Source organism: Marinimicrobium sp. LS-A18, from assembly GCF_000463525.1.
Taxonomy (GTDB): Bacteria; Pseudomonadota; Gammaproteobacteria; order Pseudomonadales; family Cellvibrionaceae; genus Marinimicrobium; species Marinimicrobium koreense.
Genome location: NZ_AWEP01000006.1, coordinates 563,192 through 580,484 on the forward strand (window position 1 = coordinate 563,192; position 17,293 = coordinate 580,484).

General features: G+C 55.7%; 11 protein-coding genes. 7 read left to right on the forward strand and 4 right to left on the reverse strand.

From position 1 onward, the window contains the following. Nucleotides 1–140: 140 nt before the first annotated feature. From N645_RS0113740 to N645_RS0113765, 6 genes are all read left to right on the forward strand, one after another. Complete coding sequence (locus tag N645_RS0113740; RefSeq protein WP_024462090.1) at nt 141–3,077, forward strand: TonB-dependent receptor; 2,937 nt, start codon at nt 141–143, stop codon at nt 3,075–3,077. Nucleotides 3,078–3,267: 190 nt separating this feature from the next. Continuing rightward, on the forward strand, nt 3,268–3,966 hold the full coding sequence (locus N645_RS0113745) for a DUF1080 domain-containing protein (RefSeq protein ID WP_024462091.1): 699 nt from the start codon (nt 3,268–3,270) through the stop codon (nt 3,964–3,966). Between the two features lie 180 nt (nt 3,967–4,146). Further along, on the forward strand, nt 4,147–6,396 hold the full coding sequence (locus N645_RS0113750; RefSeq protein WP_152521718.1) for a PVC-type heme-binding CxxCH protein: 2,250 nt from the start codon (nt 4,147–4,149) through the stop codon (nt 6,394–6,396). Nucleotides 6,397–6,398: 2 nt separating this feature from the next. Continuing rightward, the gene (locus N645_RS0113755) at nt 6,399–7,592 is read left to right on the forward strand and encodes a Gfo/Idh/MocA family protein (RefSeq protein WP_024462093.1); all 1,194 of its coding nucleotides are present in this window, start codon (nt 6,399–6,401) and stop codon (nt 7,590–7,592) included. 58 nt (nt 7,593–7,650) lie between these two features. Further along, nucleotides 7,651–9,045: a divalent metal cation transporter gene (locus tag N645_RS0113760; RefSeq protein ID WP_024462094.1), complete on the forward strand. Its 1,395-nt coding sequence runs from the start codon at nt 7,651–7,653 to the stop codon at nt 9,043–9,045. Between the two features lie 3 nt (nt 9,046–9,048). Then, nucleotides 9,049–10,155, forward strand: a complete 1,107-nt coding sequence (locus N645_RS0113765) for a Gfo/Idh/MocA family protein (RefSeq protein WP_024462095.1) — start codon at nt 9,049–9,051, stop codon at nt 10,153–10,155. Between the two features lie 204 nt (nt 10,156–10,359). On the opposite strand, the gene N645_RS0113770 is transcribed toward N645_RS0113765, so the two are convergent. From N645_RS0113770 to N645_RS18100, 4 genes are all read right to left on the reverse strand, one after another. Continuing rightward, nucleotides 10,360–11,154: a gluconate 5-dehydrogenase gene (locus tag N645_RS0113770; protein WP_024462096.1), complete on the reverse strand. Its 795-nt coding sequence runs from the start codon at nt 11,152–11,154 to the stop codon at nt 10,360–10,362. An 11-nt stretch (nt 11,155–11,165) separates the two neighbouring features. Then, entirely contained in the window at nt 11,166–12,005 is an 840-nt protein-coding gene (kduI, locus tag N645_RS0113775; protein WP_024462097.1) for a 5-dehydro-4-deoxy-D-glucuronate isomerase, read from the reverse strand. Between the two features lie 8 nt (nt 12,006–12,013). Beyond that, the gene (locus tag N645_RS0113780; RefSeq protein WP_024462098.1) at nt 12,014–14,542 is read right to left on the reverse strand and encodes a glycoside hydrolase family 88 protein; all 2,529 of its coding nucleotides are present in this window, start codon (nt 14,540–14,542) and stop codon (nt 12,014–12,016) included. Nucleotides 14,543–15,259: 717 nt separating this feature from the next. Beyond that, nucleotides 15,260–15,724 carry a hypothetical protein gene (locus N645_RS18100; protein ID WP_152521719.1) on the reverse strand — a complete coding sequence of 155 codons (465 nt, stop codon included), beginning with the start codon at nt 15,722–15,724 and terminating at the stop codon, nt 15,260–15,262. Here N645_RS18100 and N645_RS0113785 point away from each other — a divergent pair. After that, on the forward strand, nt 15,711–17,231 hold the full coding sequence (locus tag N645_RS0113785) for a UxaA family hydrolase (RefSeq protein WP_024462099.1): 1,521 nt from the start codon (nt 15,711–15,713) through the stop codon (nt 17,229–17,231). The two genes, N645_RS18100 and N645_RS0113785, sit on opposite strands and share 14 nt — an antisense overlap. Nucleotides 17,232–17,293 lie beyond the last annotated feature (62 nt).

The window sequence follows — 17,293 nt, forward strand, 5'->3', positions numbered from 1 at the left end:
GGATTTTCCGCGTGAACACCCGAGAGGACGCGTGTGAACAACCTTAAAATTGGCCTGACCGTTTTACAATAAGATTCGTTGTCCCGTGGGTCAAATGACCCTTCGGCTAATAAGAACCCTTAGAGGGGAGGACACAACCTATGACTTCCAACTGTCTGACACAGGGCCGCTCAACCCGTGCCCGCCATCAATTCTTTCGTCGTAGCGCCCTGGCTATCGCGCTGGCGTCCGCCGGTTTGTCTGCCGGGCAAGTGATGGCTCAGGACAACCAGGAACAGGGTGCAGGTGCACTTGAAGAGATTCTGGTGACCGGCGCCATCCGCGATACGCTGCGCAACTCGGTAGAAATCAAGCGTGATGCAACTACCATTGTGGACGCTCTGTCCGCCAGTGAAATGGGGGCGCTGCCGGATCTGTCAGTGGCGGAAACTCTGGAGCGCATCACTGGTGTGACCGGCGATCGCTTCAAGGGCAACTCCAGTGAAATTTCAGTGCGCGGCCTTGGCCCCTTCCTGGGGGCATCCACCTATAACGGTCGTGAAGTCAGCTCCGGTAGCGGTAACCGCTCGGTCGCCTTCTCTCAGTTCCCGTCCGAATTGGTCAATGGTGCCGTGGTGTACAAAGCCCAGCAGGCGAGTCTGCTCGAAGGCGGTGTTGCCGGTGTGATTGATCTGCGCAGCCTGCGTCCCATCGACTTTGGTAAACGTCGTATTCAGGGGGAGGTGAAAGCCAACTACAACGAGTACGATGCAAAGCTGAACGGTGATGATGGCATTGGTTACCGTGGTTCACTGTCGTTCACCGATGTGTTTGATACCGAGATCGGAACGATTGGCGTGGCGTTGGGGTATGCAGGGCATGAATCGTCTACTCCCGAAGAGAGCTACAACACCAGCTCAACCCTGCGTAACTGTAACTCCGATTATGTGGCCGATCAGGGTGGCTCAGGTGGTTGGAATCCTTGTTCCTGGAGCGACGACAACGCCGCAGCGGGTGATGGTGCCGCCGCAGATGGCCCTTATTATTTTGTGCCTAACCTGCAGTACTTCCGTCAGATGGAATCCGAAGAAGAGCGCAACGCGTTTATGGGGACGGTTCAGTGGCAGCCCAACGATGACTGGGACATTACCCTGGACGTTCAGGAGTCGGACCGCTTCTATTACGAAGATCGCCACGATCTGTACATTGATGATGGCCGTAACAACATCACCAACTGGGAAACCAATGACGCTCACGCTCTGACCTCTTATACCGGCTACTCTCGGTTCAGCACCTACGGTGAGTATCGTGAACGGGATGAGCAGTACTCCGGTGGCGGTCTCAACATCGAGTGGAATGCTACCGACCGGCTTCTGCTGAGAACAGACCTTTCGGTGTCGGATACCACCCGCTATCAGGAAACCTGGCAGACCCGATTCCGCTCAGACCGTTACTTCTTCGACTGGGAGGCCAACGGTGACGACTGGCCCCTGATCAATCGCGTGTACAGCGACCTTGATGATCCTGCAAATACCCAGGTTGAGCGTTCGTCGTTTGATGACTACAGCTTTTACGATGGTGGTTCGAGCGATGGTCGTCGGGCTCGTTATCGTGAATTCCTGATCGAAGATACCATCAATGCGTTCCGCTTCGAGGGTGAGTACTCCTTCGACCAGGGATTCATTACTTCGATTGATGCGGGGGTTCGCGTCTCCGAGCACGACCACAACAACTACAATGAAGATACCTGGGCGGTTCAGCAGGAAGAGAATACCTACGCCGATGTTGAAGATGTCGGTGCGAACTGCGGAACCGACTTCCCGCAAAGCGGCTACGGCGAAGACACCTCAGTAACCTATGACACCTGGGCCACCTACGACACCCTCTGTGCTTTTGATCGCATGGTGGGCAATGAAGACTGGTCTCTGACACCGGAAGCACCGAGCTCGGGTGACGTGGTGCTGAGTGAGGATGTTACCTCCGCCTTCGTCATGGCCAACTTTGAGTCCGAGTGGGGCGGCGTGCCGGTTACCGGTAACTTCGGTGTTCGTGTGGTGGAAACCGATGTGACCTCTGAGGGCTATCGTCAAAGCTTCATCGTCGAAACAACCGGCGCTGGCACGGACGAAGACCCGCTCAGCTTCCTGATTACCGAAGACACCGACACGCTGACTCAGGAAACCTACACCAACAGCTACACCAATGTGCTGCCCAGTGTGAACGTCAACTTCCTGTTGCGCGAAGACCTGGAGCTGCGCACCGCACTGTACAAGGCGGTATCCCGTCCGGACATGTGGTGGCTCGGTGCGGGCCGCGACCTGAACCTCGGTGGTGGTGAAGAAGAGTACGCCAGCATTGAAGAGGCGGTTGAAGAAGGCTCGGTTACTGCCTTTGGTAATCCCAATATGGAATCCATCGAGTCGGAAAACTTCGATATTTCGTTGGGTTGGTACCCGAGCGAAGATACCGCGATCTCAGCCGCGCTTTACCATAAACGCTTCAACGCCGGGCTGGATACGGCCGACGATGTCTATGAAACCTTTGTCATCAACGGTCAGCCCGCTGAAATGGAGGTCAACGGTATTATTGAAAATACTGGTGAAGAGTCGACCATCAACGGTATCGAGCTGACGGTCCAGCACGGCTTTAGCAGCCTGCCTGAGCCATTCGATGGCCTGGGTTTCTCGGCTGGCGTCAACTTCGCGGATACCGATTTCGAGTACCCCGAAAATGGTTCCGAGATTACCGACGATATTGACATTGCTCCGGCCAATCTGCCCGGATTCTCTGATGAGAGCTATAACGTGGAAGGCTACTGGGAGAAGTATGGCGCCAGTGCCCGTCTGTCGTATAAATATCGCTCAGAGTACCTGAAGCCGTTTGGTAGCGACTTTGGGCAAACCAACCGTTACGTGCAGGGACATGACTCACTCGATCTGTCCCTGGCGTACAACCTGAACGCGAACCTGCAGATCAAGCTGCAGGCGCTCAACCTGGCGAACGATGCCTACGTTGAGTATCGCGTGGCGGAAGATGCATTCAATCGCATTGAATACAGTGGTCGCAAGTTCTTCTTGGGACTGCGCTTCCGTATGTAGGCGATCTCCTACTCCCACGACCTTGTAGTAAATGGACTGACTCTCACTACTACTTTAAGGCGGGCATGATGCTCGCCTTTTTTTGTTGCAAGCCCATCGGTAAAGCGATAAGGTGGCCTTACCGAAGATGGGTTCCTGAACCCGATGTGCTCGATACCTCTGGCTACCCCTCAATATGGATCGCTGACCAATGAGAAAACTGATACTTTTCTTTCTGTCATTGATGTCAATCAGTGGCTGTTCTACCCATCCGCAAGTTGAATCTACCCATCTTATTGACCCCTCCTTGAGTCATTTCGAGAATATTTACGATTATGGCAGCGCACAGGTGGAAAATGGTGAGCTGATGCTACGCTCGACGGACAACTGGTTTCTGACCACAAAAAAACGGTACCGGGATTTTATTCTGACGGCTGAGGTACTCATGCCCGACGTCGACGAATACAGTAACTCGGGAATCATCTTCAGGGGGCAGGTTAAAACAACCGACGACGGTCAGGAAGCTATGGGCTACCAAGCCGAAGTTGATCCGAGTGATCGTAAGTGGAGTGGCGGGCTCTATGATCAGGCCCGTCGCCAGTGGCTGCACCCGGTCCACCCGACCCGCTCGGAGCCCGATGACCACTTCGAAGAAAACTATCTGTCCGGTTGGGCCGATGAAATGGCCAATGCCTATCGCCATCTTGAATGGAACAAGTACCGAGTCGAGTGCCGGGGGAGTGACATCAAGATATACGTCAATGGCGTGCTGACCACCCATGTTCGAGACAGTAAGGACAGCGAGGGCTTTATCGGCCTGCAGCACCATGGGAGTCAGTTATTGAAGGAAAGTGGCCGTACCAACAATATCGTACGCTTTCGGAATGTCACTATTACCGAATTGGAGTAAATCGTGCGGGCTGACAATAATTTCAAGATAAACAGTGTAATCGTATTGGCTCATACCTTGTTCTGCCTGTCGATAATAGGTTGTTCATACACTCTGTCAGAGGATGATTCTCCTCCGAGCGTCGATACCTCGCAAACCGAATCGACGACCATAAACCTGGGCGATCGTGAAGGCCACGACATGACGCCGCCGATAGCCGCCGAAGATATACCGCCCGCGCCGGTTCTGACGGTCCCGGAGGCTCTGGATTCCATGCAGGTACAGCCCGGCTTTGTGTTGGACAATGTCGCGGCCGAGCCCTATGTGTTCAATCCGGTGGCTTTGAGTTTTGATGGCGATGGGCGTATGTGGGTGGCCGAAATGACCACTTATATGCCCGACCTCGACGGCAATAATGAGAACGTTCCGACAGGGAGCATTGCCATCCTGGACGATACCAATGGCGACGGAGCGGTGGATCAGCGCACGGTATTCCTCGACGATATTGTTCTGCCCCGCACCATAGCGCTGGTAAAAGGTGGCATTCTGTACTCCGACCAGACCCAGCTGTACTTCGCTGAAGTCAAAGCGGGGGATAAGCTTGGCATTCGCGAGGTGGTTGATCCGGATTACGCCCGGGGCGGTAGTGTCGAGCATAAGCCCAACGGGATGCTCTACGCCCTGGATAACTGGTACTACAACGCCAAAAGTGATCGTCGCTACAAAGTCCTTCCCCTGGATGAGCAATTGCCCGAAGGATCTGAAGAGATCTATCGTAACCAGTACTGGAAAATGGCGCTCTCCAAAACGGAATCCCGGGGCCAGTGGGGTATCAGCATGGACGATTACGGTCGGCTGTTTCATAACTGGAATAGTGTGCCTATTCAAGGAGAGTTTCTACGTCCCAACTCGCTGAATCGAAACCCCGAACTGGTGCAGGAGATAAAAGCTCATAGCATTGGAGGCAATCGGGTTTACCCCGCTCGCATCAATCCCGGTGTGAATCGAGCCTATTTGCCGGAGACGCTGGTTTCCGAAGGGCCCGACAAGGGCAAGCTGTTCAACTTTACTGCCTCCAGCGGCAGTGTGGTCTATCGCGGAAACCAGTTCCCCGAGACGTATTATGGTGTGGGTTTCACCCCGGAGCCGGCTGCCAACCTGATTTCAGCCAGGCGTATCATCGAGGGGCAGGGCGAGCTGAGTGGTGAGGCGCTCTACCCGGAAAGTGAGATTCTGGCGTCTACTGACGAGCGTTTCCGGCCGGTCAATCTCTATACCGCACCTGATGGATCGCTATACATTGTGGATATGTATCATGGCGTAATCCAGCACAAAGAGTTCCTGACCACCTATCTACGGGAGCAGTCTGAAGCTCGTGACCTGGACAAGAATAACAACAATATGGGCAGGGTATACCGGTTGCGCTGGTCAGAGAATGAGCTGACGGAAAAACCTCAACTGCTCGATAAAACCAGTTCCCAGCTGGTGTCCTATTTGGCCCATGGGAATGGTTGGTATCGGGATACCGCCAGACGTCTGATTGTCCAGCGCAATGACCCGAGTGTCGTGGGTGAAGTTACTCGCCTTGCGCAAACAACCGACGACCACCGTGCTCAGATCAACGCGCTTTGGACCTTGGAGGGGCTGAACGCTGTCAACCCGGAAAGCATTCGAGCCGGACTGAACTCGCCGCACACCAAGGTAAAGGTTTCAGCCATTGAGTTACTGACACGCCTTTCAGAAGGTGAGCAGCAAGAGTTTGCGGCGGACCTTGTCAAGTTATCGACCAGCGACTACGAGACTGCGCTGCAACTGGCATTGAGTGCTGGACAGCTGAAAATCGACAGCACGATGGCGTTATTGGCGTCGGTGTTGAATGAATATGGCGACCAGCCATTGATCAATGAAGCCGTGGTGAGTGGGATCGCCGGTCGAGAGGAGGAGCTGAAGTCCTACCTGGGTGATGAGCTCAATGAAAAGCTGAGCGGCCTGTTGGCGCTGGTGGGCAATCAACAGATCGTCGAAAGCAACTTCAGATACCTCGTGACGCAGGAGCAGAACCAGTATCTTCGCGGAAAAGAAATGTATGAGGGCCGGGCGGCCTGTGCCGGTTGCCATGGCCAGCACGGGAAAGGTCAGGGCGGTATGGCGCCACCGCTGGCCAATAGCGATTGGGTTGGTGGAGAGCCCGAAGTGCTGATTAAAGTGCTGCTGCACGGTTTGCGCGGTCCGATAAAAGTCAATGATGTTGAGTATGAGTTCCCTCTGGTTATGCCGGGATTGGCCGGTAATGCCAGCTTTAGCGACCAGGATAATGCGGATATAGCAACCTATATTCGCAATAGTTGGGGGAATGCCGCGGGTGCCATCAGTGCCGATGACGTTCGCGAAGTGCGTAAGCACACAGCTACACAGAGTCAACCGTATACTGCCAGTGAGTTGGGTCGATAATCATGCAGACAGCTAACCGGGAGCCTTCTGACGGTTCCGTAGAGAGTGACCTGCCCGCGGTTCGTGTGGGCGTTGTGGGCCTGGGCAATATTGCCCGGCAACACATTCAGAATATCGTCGATGGAGAGGTGCAGGGTTGTGAAATCGGGGCCATCTGTTCACGCAGTGGCTCTGAATTATCCGATGAGCTTGGGGTTCAGCACTTCTCTGACTACCGAGCGCTTTGTGATTCGGGACTGGTGGATGCATTGATCATTGCCTCGCCCACCATGCAGCATTTCCCCATGGCCAAGTACGCCTTGGAACGGAAGCTTCATGTGATGCTCGAGAAGCCGATCGGTCTGTCTTCGTTTGAAGGCGAAACGCTTCTCCAGTACGCCGACGAAAACACCGTGTTCGCGCTGATGCTGAATCAGCGGACCGACCCTACCTTCAGCAAAATGAAGGAGATAGTGGAAAGCGGTATTCTGGGGCCGATCCGAAGAACGCACTGGACCATGACCAACTGGTTCAGGCCTGAGATCTACTTTGAGGTCAGTGACTGGCGCGCCACCTGGAAGGGCGAGGGCGGTGGTGTACTGCTCAATCAATGCATTCACAATCTGGATGTATTTCAGTGGATCTGTGGTCTTCCCAATGAGATTCATGGATTCTGTGAGTTTGGCAAGTATCATCAGATCGAAGTAGAAGATGAAGTGACGGCGTATCTACGCTACCCCAATGGCGCCACGGGCTTGTTTGTCGGCTCCACCGGCGAGGCACCGGGGGTCAATCGTTTCGACGTTATTGGCGATAGGGGCAGCTTACATTTTGATTCGGGGCAGCTTACCCTGGTCCGCAATCAGCAGAGTACATCGGAATTCAGCCGGCAGACCGACGATATGTTCGGTATGCCTGAGAGCCACGCTGAAGTCGTCAGCATGGGCGGCAAAGTGAATCAGCATGCGCTGATCATGACCAACTTTGTGGATGCCATCCGGCACGGCACGGAACTGATAACCCCGGCGGAACAGGGTCTGGCATCACTGGATATGGCCAATGCCATGTTGCTGTCGACCTGGCAGAACCGGCCAATACCCTTACCGCTTGATAGAAAGGCGTATCAGGGCGCGTTGGACGGTAAAATCGCCACATCCTCATTGCGCCGGAAGTCAGACAGGAAGGCCAGGGTCGATATGTCGGCATCGTATCGTTGACAAAGCCCTGAGTGTCTTATGTCGTCCCGATAAATACAATAAAACCCCAGGATCTGTTATGAATGACTCAGTAACCAATGAGTTAGCGACCTTAAAACGAATCTCCGGTAGGCCCTGGTACGCCCGGGTTCCAACCTATCTGATATTGAGCGGCCCTGGGTGGCTACAGGGTGCCATGACGCTCGGGGGCGGGAGTGCGGTGACCTCCCTTACCATCGGCGCTTTGTTTGGGTACGAGTTTCTATGGGTTCAGCCGGTATCGATGATCATTGGTTGCGTCATGTTGTTTGCGCTCTCGCACCAGACGCTGCATACCCAGATCAAACCTTTTGAAGCAATGAAGCGGTATGTCAACGCGCCCTTGGCATGGCTCTGGGCAATCGCGGCCTTTGCGTCCAGCATCATCTGGGGGTTCGCCCACTACCCGCTCAGTGCCGGTATGCTGGAAGAGGTAGTGGTGGTGTCCACGGGTTGGTCCGTGGATGAAGAAAACACGATCGGGCGTGATATCTACCTCTTGGTTCTGGCTACCCTGGTGTGGGCAGGCTGTGCCTTCACAGCATGGAAATATGGCGAACAAGCCGGTGATTCCAGTGGTGCTCAGCCGGGCAAAACCAATGCAATCAAAGTCTTCGAAACCGGCATAAAGCTATTAAGTGGTTCAATCATCATTGCTTTTGCTTGGGTGGTCATCAGTGCCAGTCTGCAGGGCAAAGTGGACTGGGGCGCTGTGGCCGCCGGTTATATTCCCACTTCACTGCCTCAGGATTCGGAAGGTGTCACTGTAATGATGGCGGCGTTGGGAAGCGCGGTGGGTATTAATATGACCTTTATCTATGGTTATACGCTTTTGTATAAAAAGTGGACGCCAGCGCATGTCGAGCTCTCCCGGTACGATATCGGCTTCGGTCTGGTGTTGCCTTACGTTCTGGTCACCAGTTTGATCTCGATTGCGGCGGCAGGGGCGTTTTTCAATTCTGATATGGATATTCAGGGGAAACTGAGCCCTGCCATTGCGGGAAAGATGTTCATGTCGGCGGGCCTGGATGAAGTCACCAGTCGCCTGATCTTTGCCTTTGGTATTCTGGGGATGGCGGTCGGATCCCTGGTTATGCACATGTTATGTTGCGGATCTGCGGCGGCGGCCATGTTCAATTGGCCGGAAGGGAGCTTGAAGTATAAGCTGGCTTTGCTGTCACCTACCCCGGCGGTATTGGGCGTATTTGTCTGGTCAACCATGGGCCCTTACGTGGTGTTGCCCACGTCGGCCATCTGTGGGTTATTACTGCCTGTCGCGTATATTGGCTGGGCGATTCTGCACAACAACCGCCGCTATCTGGGCAGTGCCATGCCGACCGGATTAAACCGGATACTGTTCAATCTGGCAATGGTGCTATGTATCGTGACTGTCATGGCCAGCGTGGTCTATTCAACCTGGGTACAAATGGTTTAGAAGATGAATGATTCTACTTCGGTCAATATAAAAGACGGCGCGAACTACGCGCCTCTGGGTAAATCGGAAAAAGTCGTTGCACCTGGGGAATTCTGCTTTTCGGTGGCCTGGCTGGATCACGGCCATATTTATGGGCAGACCAATGGCCTGTTGCAGGCCGGCGGGACACTTCGCTATGTGTACAATCCGGATCCCAAAAAGCTGGCTGCTTTCTGCGAAAAGTATCCCCAGGCCAAGGTGGCTGACAGCTTTGATCAGATACTGGCCGATGACAAAACGTTATTGGTGGCATCCGCAGCGATCCCCAATATACGGGCGGACATTGGCGTTCAGGTAATGCAGGCAGGAAAGGATTACTTTACCGACAAGGCGCCGTTCACCACCCTGGAGCAGCTCGATCGGGTCAAACAGGTGGTGGCGCACACCGGGCGCAAGTATGCGGTGTACTACGCGGAGCGGTTACACAATGAAGCGGCCTGGGCGGCGGGAGAACTGATTGCCGAAGGGGCGATTGGTCGGGTACTTCAGGTCATCAATCTCGCACCCCATCGATTGTCCAAGGCGACCCGCCCCGACTGGTTTTTTGATAAGAATCAGTATGGCGGCATTCTGACCGATATCGGTTCACACCAGGTGGAGCAGTTTTTGACCTACGCCGGTGTCACAGAGGCAAGCATCAATTTTGCGCGGGCCTGTAATCTGAACAATGCAGACAAACCCGAGCTGGAAGATTTCGGTGAGATGTCCATGACGGGAGATAACGGTGCGTCCTTCTATACCCGGGTTGATTGGTTTACCAGCGATGGACAGGCGACCTGGGGTGATGGCCGCACCTTTATTCTCGGTACCGAAGGGAATATTGAGTGTCGTAAATACAATGACGTGGCAAGACAGGCGCCGGCATCAAAGGTGTTTTTGACCAATGCTCGGGGTGAGCGGGAGATTGACTGTCTGGGGCAGTCGAGTTTCCCGTATTTTGGTCAGCTGGTTCTGGATTGTCTGCACCGGACGGAGACTGCCATGAGTCAGGTGCATGTGTTCAAGGCTGCCGAGTTGAGTTTGAAAGCGCAGGAGATGGCGGATGAAGATCGTCGGGTTACGCTGCGCTAACCCGACCTACCTGAAGGTCCGGCACCAAGCGATCCCGTAGGTCGGGTTAGCGAAGCGTAACCCGACGACCAGCTCGGAAGTCCAGCGATCCTGTAGGTCGGGTTAGCGCAGCGTAAACCGACAGATTCCTGAATGACGTTTCTGAACCACAAAAAAACGGCGCCGAAGCGCCGTATCAAAACCGCAGAAAGGGTCTGCTGAAACTTACTCGTTGGCAGGCTTGCCAATGGTGGCGAGAATGCCGCCGTCCACGTAGACGATCTGACCGGTCACAAAGTTGCTCGCCTTGGAGGACAGGAATACCGCGGCGCCCTGCAGGTCATCCGGGTCGCCCCATTTTCCTGCCGGAGTGCGGCTGATGATGAATTCGTTGAGCGGGTTACCTTCCACCCGGATCGGAGCGGTCTGGCTGGTGGCGAAGTAGCCGGGGCCGATGCCGTTGACCTGCACATTGTGGCGCGCCCATTCGGTGGCCATGTTGCGGGTCAGCATTTTCAGACCACCCTTGGCGGCGGCGTAGGCGCCCACGGAGTCGCGACCCAGCTCGCTCATCATGGAGCAGATATTGATGATCTTGCCCTGCTTGCGCTCGACCATTTTCCGGGCGACGGGACGGGTCATGGTGAACACGCCCACCAGGTCGGTGTCGATCACCTGCTGAAACTCTTCCACGGGCATATCAAGCATGGGAACACGCTTGATGATACCGGCGTTGTTCACCAGGATATCGATCGGGCCGACTTCTTTCTCGATCTTGTCGACCGCCGCAATTACCTGGTCTTCTTTGGTGACGTCGAACTTGTAACCAAAGGCCTTGTAGCCATCGGCTTCATATTCGGCCACAGCCTTGTCGATTTTTTCCTGGGAGGAATGACCGTTGACCACAATGGTGGCACCGGCGCTGCCCAGGCCCTTGGCCATGGCCATGCCGATTCCGTGGGTGGCGCCGGTAACCAGCGCCACTTTGCCTGTCAGATCGAACAGGGGATGATGACTCATAGAGAAGCTCCTTACTTCAGTTCGTGTGGCTGGTGGAAGTCCATGTCGGTGTAGTCGAGGTTCTCACCGGCCATGCCCCAGATGAACGTGTAGTTGGCGGTACCGACGCCCGAGTGCATGGACCAGGGCGGAGACAGGACGGCCTGCTCATTGTGAATCCACAAATGACGGGTGTCGTCTTTCGGGCCCATGAAGTGGCAGACGGCCTGATCTTCCGGCACATTGAAATAGAAATACGCTTCCATCCGCCGGGTGTGGGTGTGCACCGGCATGGTATTCCAGATGCTGCCCGGCTGCAGTTCGGTCATGCCCATCTGCAACTGACAGGTTTCGATGATGCCGTTGATCAGCAACTGGTTGACCCGACGTTCGTTACAGGTTTCCGAAGAGCCCAGTTCCAACACATTGGCATCGCCCATGCCGACTTTTTTGGTCGGGTAGGCGTGATGCGCAGGGGCCGAGTTCAGGTAGAACTTGGCCGGGTTGCTGGCGTCCACGCTGCGGAAGCTGACCTCTTTGGCACCGCGACCGACGTAAATGGCACTTTTGGATTCAAGCTCGTAATCGGTGCCGTCTACCGTGACGATACCGTCGCCACCGATGTTGATGGCACCCAGTTCACGCCGGTCCAGAAAGTGCTCGGCTTTCTGCTGGTCCACGGGCTCCAGGGTCACGGCCTTTTTGATCGGCTTGGCACCACCGACCATCATCCGGTCGTAGTGGGTGTACACAAAATGGATCTGATTGTCTTCGAAAATTTTCTCGATCAGAAAGTGCTTGCGCAGCTTCTCTGTGTCGTAGTGCTTGTAGTCGTCGATGTGAACGGCAAAGCGTTCTTCGATCTGTTTCATGGGTTACCTCACTTGCCTTGGAGCAGGCGGTGCATTTCGATACCGGCGAGGATAAACGGCCCCGTACCTTTCGGGTCGTTTTCCCAGACCGGTTCGCTCATATAGTAGTGGTAGCTGCCGTCGCGGCCAAAACCCAGGCCGGCCACCAGGCAGATATTGGTCATGCTGATCTTGCCGTCTTCATGAACCGTCACGAATTCGTTGATCAGGCCATCATAGGCTTTCTGGGCGACCGGAAGGAAGCTGTCATCCAGGTACCCCATACGAATGGCTTTGGCGTAGAAGTAGGCGAACATGGCGGTGGCGCTGGATTCGCGGTAGTTGCCCGGCGCGTCCGGCTGATCCATGATCTGCCACCAGGTGCCGGTGGGGTCCTGGTACTTCTGCAGGTCGACCGCAATCTCCTGAATCATATCAATGATCGGTTGGCGCAGCTCGGTTTCTTCTTCCGGAATGAAGTCCAGTACATCCACGGTGGCCATGGTGAGCCAGCCGAAACCGCGGCCCCAGAAATGCTCGGACAGACCGGTTTCGGGGTCGGCCCAATCCTGCTGTTTTTTCTCGTCCCAGGCGTGGTAATACAGGCCGGTTTCGGGATCGCGCAGTTCTTCGCGGGTGATCTCGAACTCCTTGACCACCTCGGCCCAGCTTTCGTGCTGCTGCTCGCCTTCTTCAAACAGGAGCGCGTAGTGGGCAAGGTAGGGCATGGCCATGTAAACGCCATCCAGCCAGACCTGCCAGGGATAGCGCTCTTTGTGCCAGAAAGCGCCACCGCTGGTGCGGGGATGCTTGTGCAGGTGCTCGCGCAACTGATCGGCGGCGAGTTTGAAACGCTCTTCGCCGGTCTGCTCCCACAGGCGCAGGACGCCCACGCCGGGTTTGACGTTGTCCACGCTGAAGTTGGTCATTTTGTAGCGGGCAATCTCGCCCTCTTCACCGATAAAGCTACCGGTCACATGGGGCAGAGCCTTGGCGTAGCGCTCCGCCGGTGCCACTTCGTTGAGTTCATCATAGGCCATGGGGAGCAGGCCGATGATGTCGTACTCAAACTTGGGCGGACGCTCGCGATTGGTGTCCCAGCCGTCCACGTGGTACTTCATGGTTTTGCGCTCCAGCTCGGAATCGGCCAGGCGCTTGCTCCAGTTGAGCGCCGCCTCGGCGTCGGCCGGCGGATTTTTCTGCTCCTGGCTGTGGGCGGTGGTAAGGCGTTCGCGCGGAGCCAGGGTCAGGCGTTCGGCCTCTCCCTCCAGGTATTCGACGAACGCTTCACGGGTGGTGATGCCGTCCAGCTCGTGTTGCCAGGCCGCCAGAAAGTAGTAGTCCACATCTTCGCCCGCCGCGTCGAGTACGGTCACATAGTTGTGCTCGTCCTCGGTCTGCTCCTCGCGGTCGGATTTGCGGAACAACAGGGCCATCCCCAGGTAGTCGTCTTCACCGCTCAGGCTCTGTTTGCCCCAGCTTGCCACATAAGTGTAGGCCTTGCCGGTAATGTTCACGTCGCCTTCAATCAGCTCGGTGCCCGGATGTTTGACGATGCCGGTGTTCAGGTTGTCCAGCTCGTCGCTCAGTTCCAGATCGACGTGCACCAGGCGGCTGCCGGCGGTCATGGACAGTTGCGCGGTCAGATCAACGGTGGTGTCCGCCACCTGCCAGTCTTGGTAGTGAATACTGAAAGAGGAGTAGAGGTCGCCGTTATCCAGAATGCGGGCTCCCCATCCATCCACCTCGGAAACCCGGTGCACCTGTTCGCCGTCCCAGTAACCATAGCCACCCACGCCCAGGGCGTCGCCGACTTTGAGGATGTCCATGCCCCAATCGGCCGGCTCGTGGTAGGAGTCATAGCCGTCCAGACCGACGTCCTGAAGGACCATGTCGTGGGTTTTCTTGCCGAAAATATCAAAGCCATTGCGCCAGTCGAGATAGACCCGGTAGCCCACCAGATCCGATTCGATGCCGGGGCCTTCATAGCGGATGTAATAGGAGTGATCAGAGTGCTCTTCGGGTGGTGTCAGGCTCTCGACGTTTTCAAATTCGCCGCCGACATACTCATACATGCCTTCGCGGTTTTCATCGGAGTGCGGCTGCCATTCACCGCCCACCTTGTGGGAAATTTCCGCCTGTGTGCGCTTGGCCACCTCGGGCGCCTGACTGGCGAGCCCGCGATCGATGACCAGCTCGATGGTGCCTGCGGAGGGAAGATTGACCAGGGTGAGCAGGCCGTCTTTCTGCCCATCGCCGTCGCGGTCGATCATTTGGGTGGCGACCGGCGTGCCATTCACGGTGGCGCCCAACTCGCCGTCCAGCGCGTCCTGATGCGTCAGTCCGAGTTCGTCGAAGCTGACATAATAGGGCTCATCGCTGACGGCTCGACTCAAGGCGTTGGACAGCTGGACCTGGGCGACCGGGGTCTGCTGGGTCTGCTGCTCGGGTTGGACGCTGGAGGATTGCGGCTCGGTGGCGGGTGGTTCCTGGCTGCAACCAGCCAGAGTGGCCGCCGTTACCAACAGCGTGCCGGAAAGCGGTGGGTATTTCAGCATAGTTATCACCTTTCTGGTCTCTCTTCTTGAATGTGCTTCTAGTTATTGGTCGGAATTCGCCCGTCTCTTGTTGAGAACGGAAGCACAAGCCGGGGTGTTCCGTGGAAGGGGGTCGGTCCTTGATCCGGATGCCCGCTAATGGTTGATTCGGGCACGACCTCACCCGCCAGCGGACAGTCCGCTGGCGGGGTCTTGGCCTTACTGGTTGATCCCCGAAAATCGGCTCTGATGACCTCTCATTTCAGGGTTGCTCGACACCGATACCGCCTGGTTGTCGGGCGCTTGGAGCGGTCTCTCTCACCTCGTATATACCCGGTCGGTATAGACGTTTGCCCCAGTTGTCTCCCTCTTGCCTCTTTACATCGTCGCATTAGAGGCTCGGGCACCCGGTCATTTGATGTTTTTGGGTTGCCCGATACCGCTGGCATTCAGACTCTTTGGGATTGGCCGCGTGCAGAACAGAAAACGCGAACGGTTTGCTAACGGATTATCTTTAGAGTCTGGCAGTTTCCTCTGCGGAAATGCGTATGCCGTTATGCAGTGAAGTCATTCTGGTACGGCCTGGCGGGAAAATCAAGGCTGAAGAACAAATTTTTTCCTGTAATGGGGAATATATTAGTGAGAATGTTTCGGTATTTACTCTGTAAACGGTTACACGTAATTTAATATATATAAGTAACCGTTTACATTTTGCGCGAACTTCGCAGCGAGACGGTTTCATGGCCTTTTGGGGAAGAGTTCGGACAAAAAAATCACGGGTGAGGTCGCTCCTAATTCATTACCAATGACAGCGGTGTCAAGTGGGATGGATGGCCCCTTTTGTGCAAATGACAACGCTGTCAGATTGCGTTTTGCGTAAATTTTTTGGGTGGGGTTTTCACGCCGGGCGTTGCGGGTGGTTGCGGTGTCCGCTTTGTCGGTGCTAAATTTGATCCCGGTATTGACCGAATACCATTGCCGATTTTTCAGGCGCCGCAAGGCGCCTGTTTTTTTCTGTACCTGAAAAAGAATCCCGCACAACAAAAAGCGTTGGCCCGCAGGGGCAGCGACACACGGGAAATTGGCAGGCCGGCTCGACGGAGCGCGAACGGCTTTTACCACCGAACGGTTTCTGTATCTGCCAGGTGAGAGTGGCGTCAGAGACTCCAATCTTTGGGTGATCATTATTTTGGCGAACATCATTCATTTGCACGAGCGCGACAACGTAGGCGTGTGTAAAGGAGCTATTCCGGCGGGCACGGCACTGATCGAGCCCGAATTGACTCTGGTTGACGATATTCCGGCCATGCACAAAGTGGCTCTGGTGGATATCCCTGAAGGCCAGCCCATCCTGAAATACGGTCAGGTGATCGGTTTTGCTGCCAAGGCCATCAAGGCCGGTGAGCATGTACACAGTCACAACTGCAAAATGGGCGAGGCGGAAAAAGACTATGGCTTTTGCCGCAACGCCAAACCGACGGATTTAGTGCCCGAGAGCGAGCGAGCCACGTTCCGGGGCTACCGGCGCGCCAATGGCAAGGTCGGAACGCGCAATTACATTGGTATTCTGACCACTGTGAATTGCTCCGCCACAGTCGCCAAGGCCATTGCCCAGCACTTCACCTTCTCCGGTGAGCTGGACGACTACCCCAATATTGATGGCGTCGTGGCCTTCACCCACGAAACCGGCTGCGGCATGCGCTCCGATGGTGAGGGCTATGAGACTCTGCGGCGTACCTTTGATGGTTATGCGCGCCACCCGAACTTCGGCGGCATTCTCATGGTCGGGCTCGGCTGCGAGACCATGCAGGTGCGCCGGGTGATGGAAGAGAGTGGCCTGGGGGATACCGATACCTTTCAGGCGTACACCATCCAGGACGTCGGCGGCACCCGCAAGGCAATCGAACGGGGTATTGAGGTGTTGCGCGGCATGTTGGCCGGGGTCAATCAGCACACCCGCGAAACCGTCCCGGCCAGCGAGCTTACCCTGGCGGTGCAATGCGGCGGCTCGGATGCCTTTTCCGGCATTACGGCGAATCCCGCGCTGGGCGCGGCGGGGGATATTCTGATTCGCCATGGCGGTACCGTCATCTATTCGGAAACGCCGGAAATTTTCGGTGCCGAGCACCTGATGACTCAACGCGCTAAAACGCCCGAGCTCGCCCAAAAGTTGCTCGATCGCATTGAGTGGTGGCAGGATTATACGGCGCGCAACGATTTTGAGCTGGACAATAACCCCTCTCCGGGTAACAAAGCGGGTGGTCTGACCACCATCATGGAAAAGTCCCTGGGGGCCCAGGCCAAGAGCGGTTCCACCGAGATGGTGGGCGTGTACCTGTACGGGGAAGAGGTGAAAGAAAAGGGGCTGGTGTTCATGGACAGCCCCGGGTTTGACCCCGTATCGGTCACCGGGCAGGTTGCCTCGGGCGCCAACGTGGTATGCTTTACTACCGGTCGCGGTTCAGCGTTTGGCTTCAAACCCGCGCCGAGCCTGAAGCTGGCCAGCAATTCCGAGCTGTATCAACGGATGCAGGAGGACATTGATATCAATTGCGGTGGCATTCTGGATGGAGAGAAAACCATGCAGGAATGCGCCGAAGAAATCTTCCGGGTCGTACTCGCGACGGCCTCGGGAGAGCAGACCCAGAGCGAAAAGCTCGGGTACGGCGATAATGAGTTCAACCCCTGGAAAATAGGGGCCGTGGTGTAGGAGATCAATCCGGGTGCTCTGCGGGCACCCACACAACGCGGACCAGCGGAGGAGAGAAGCCC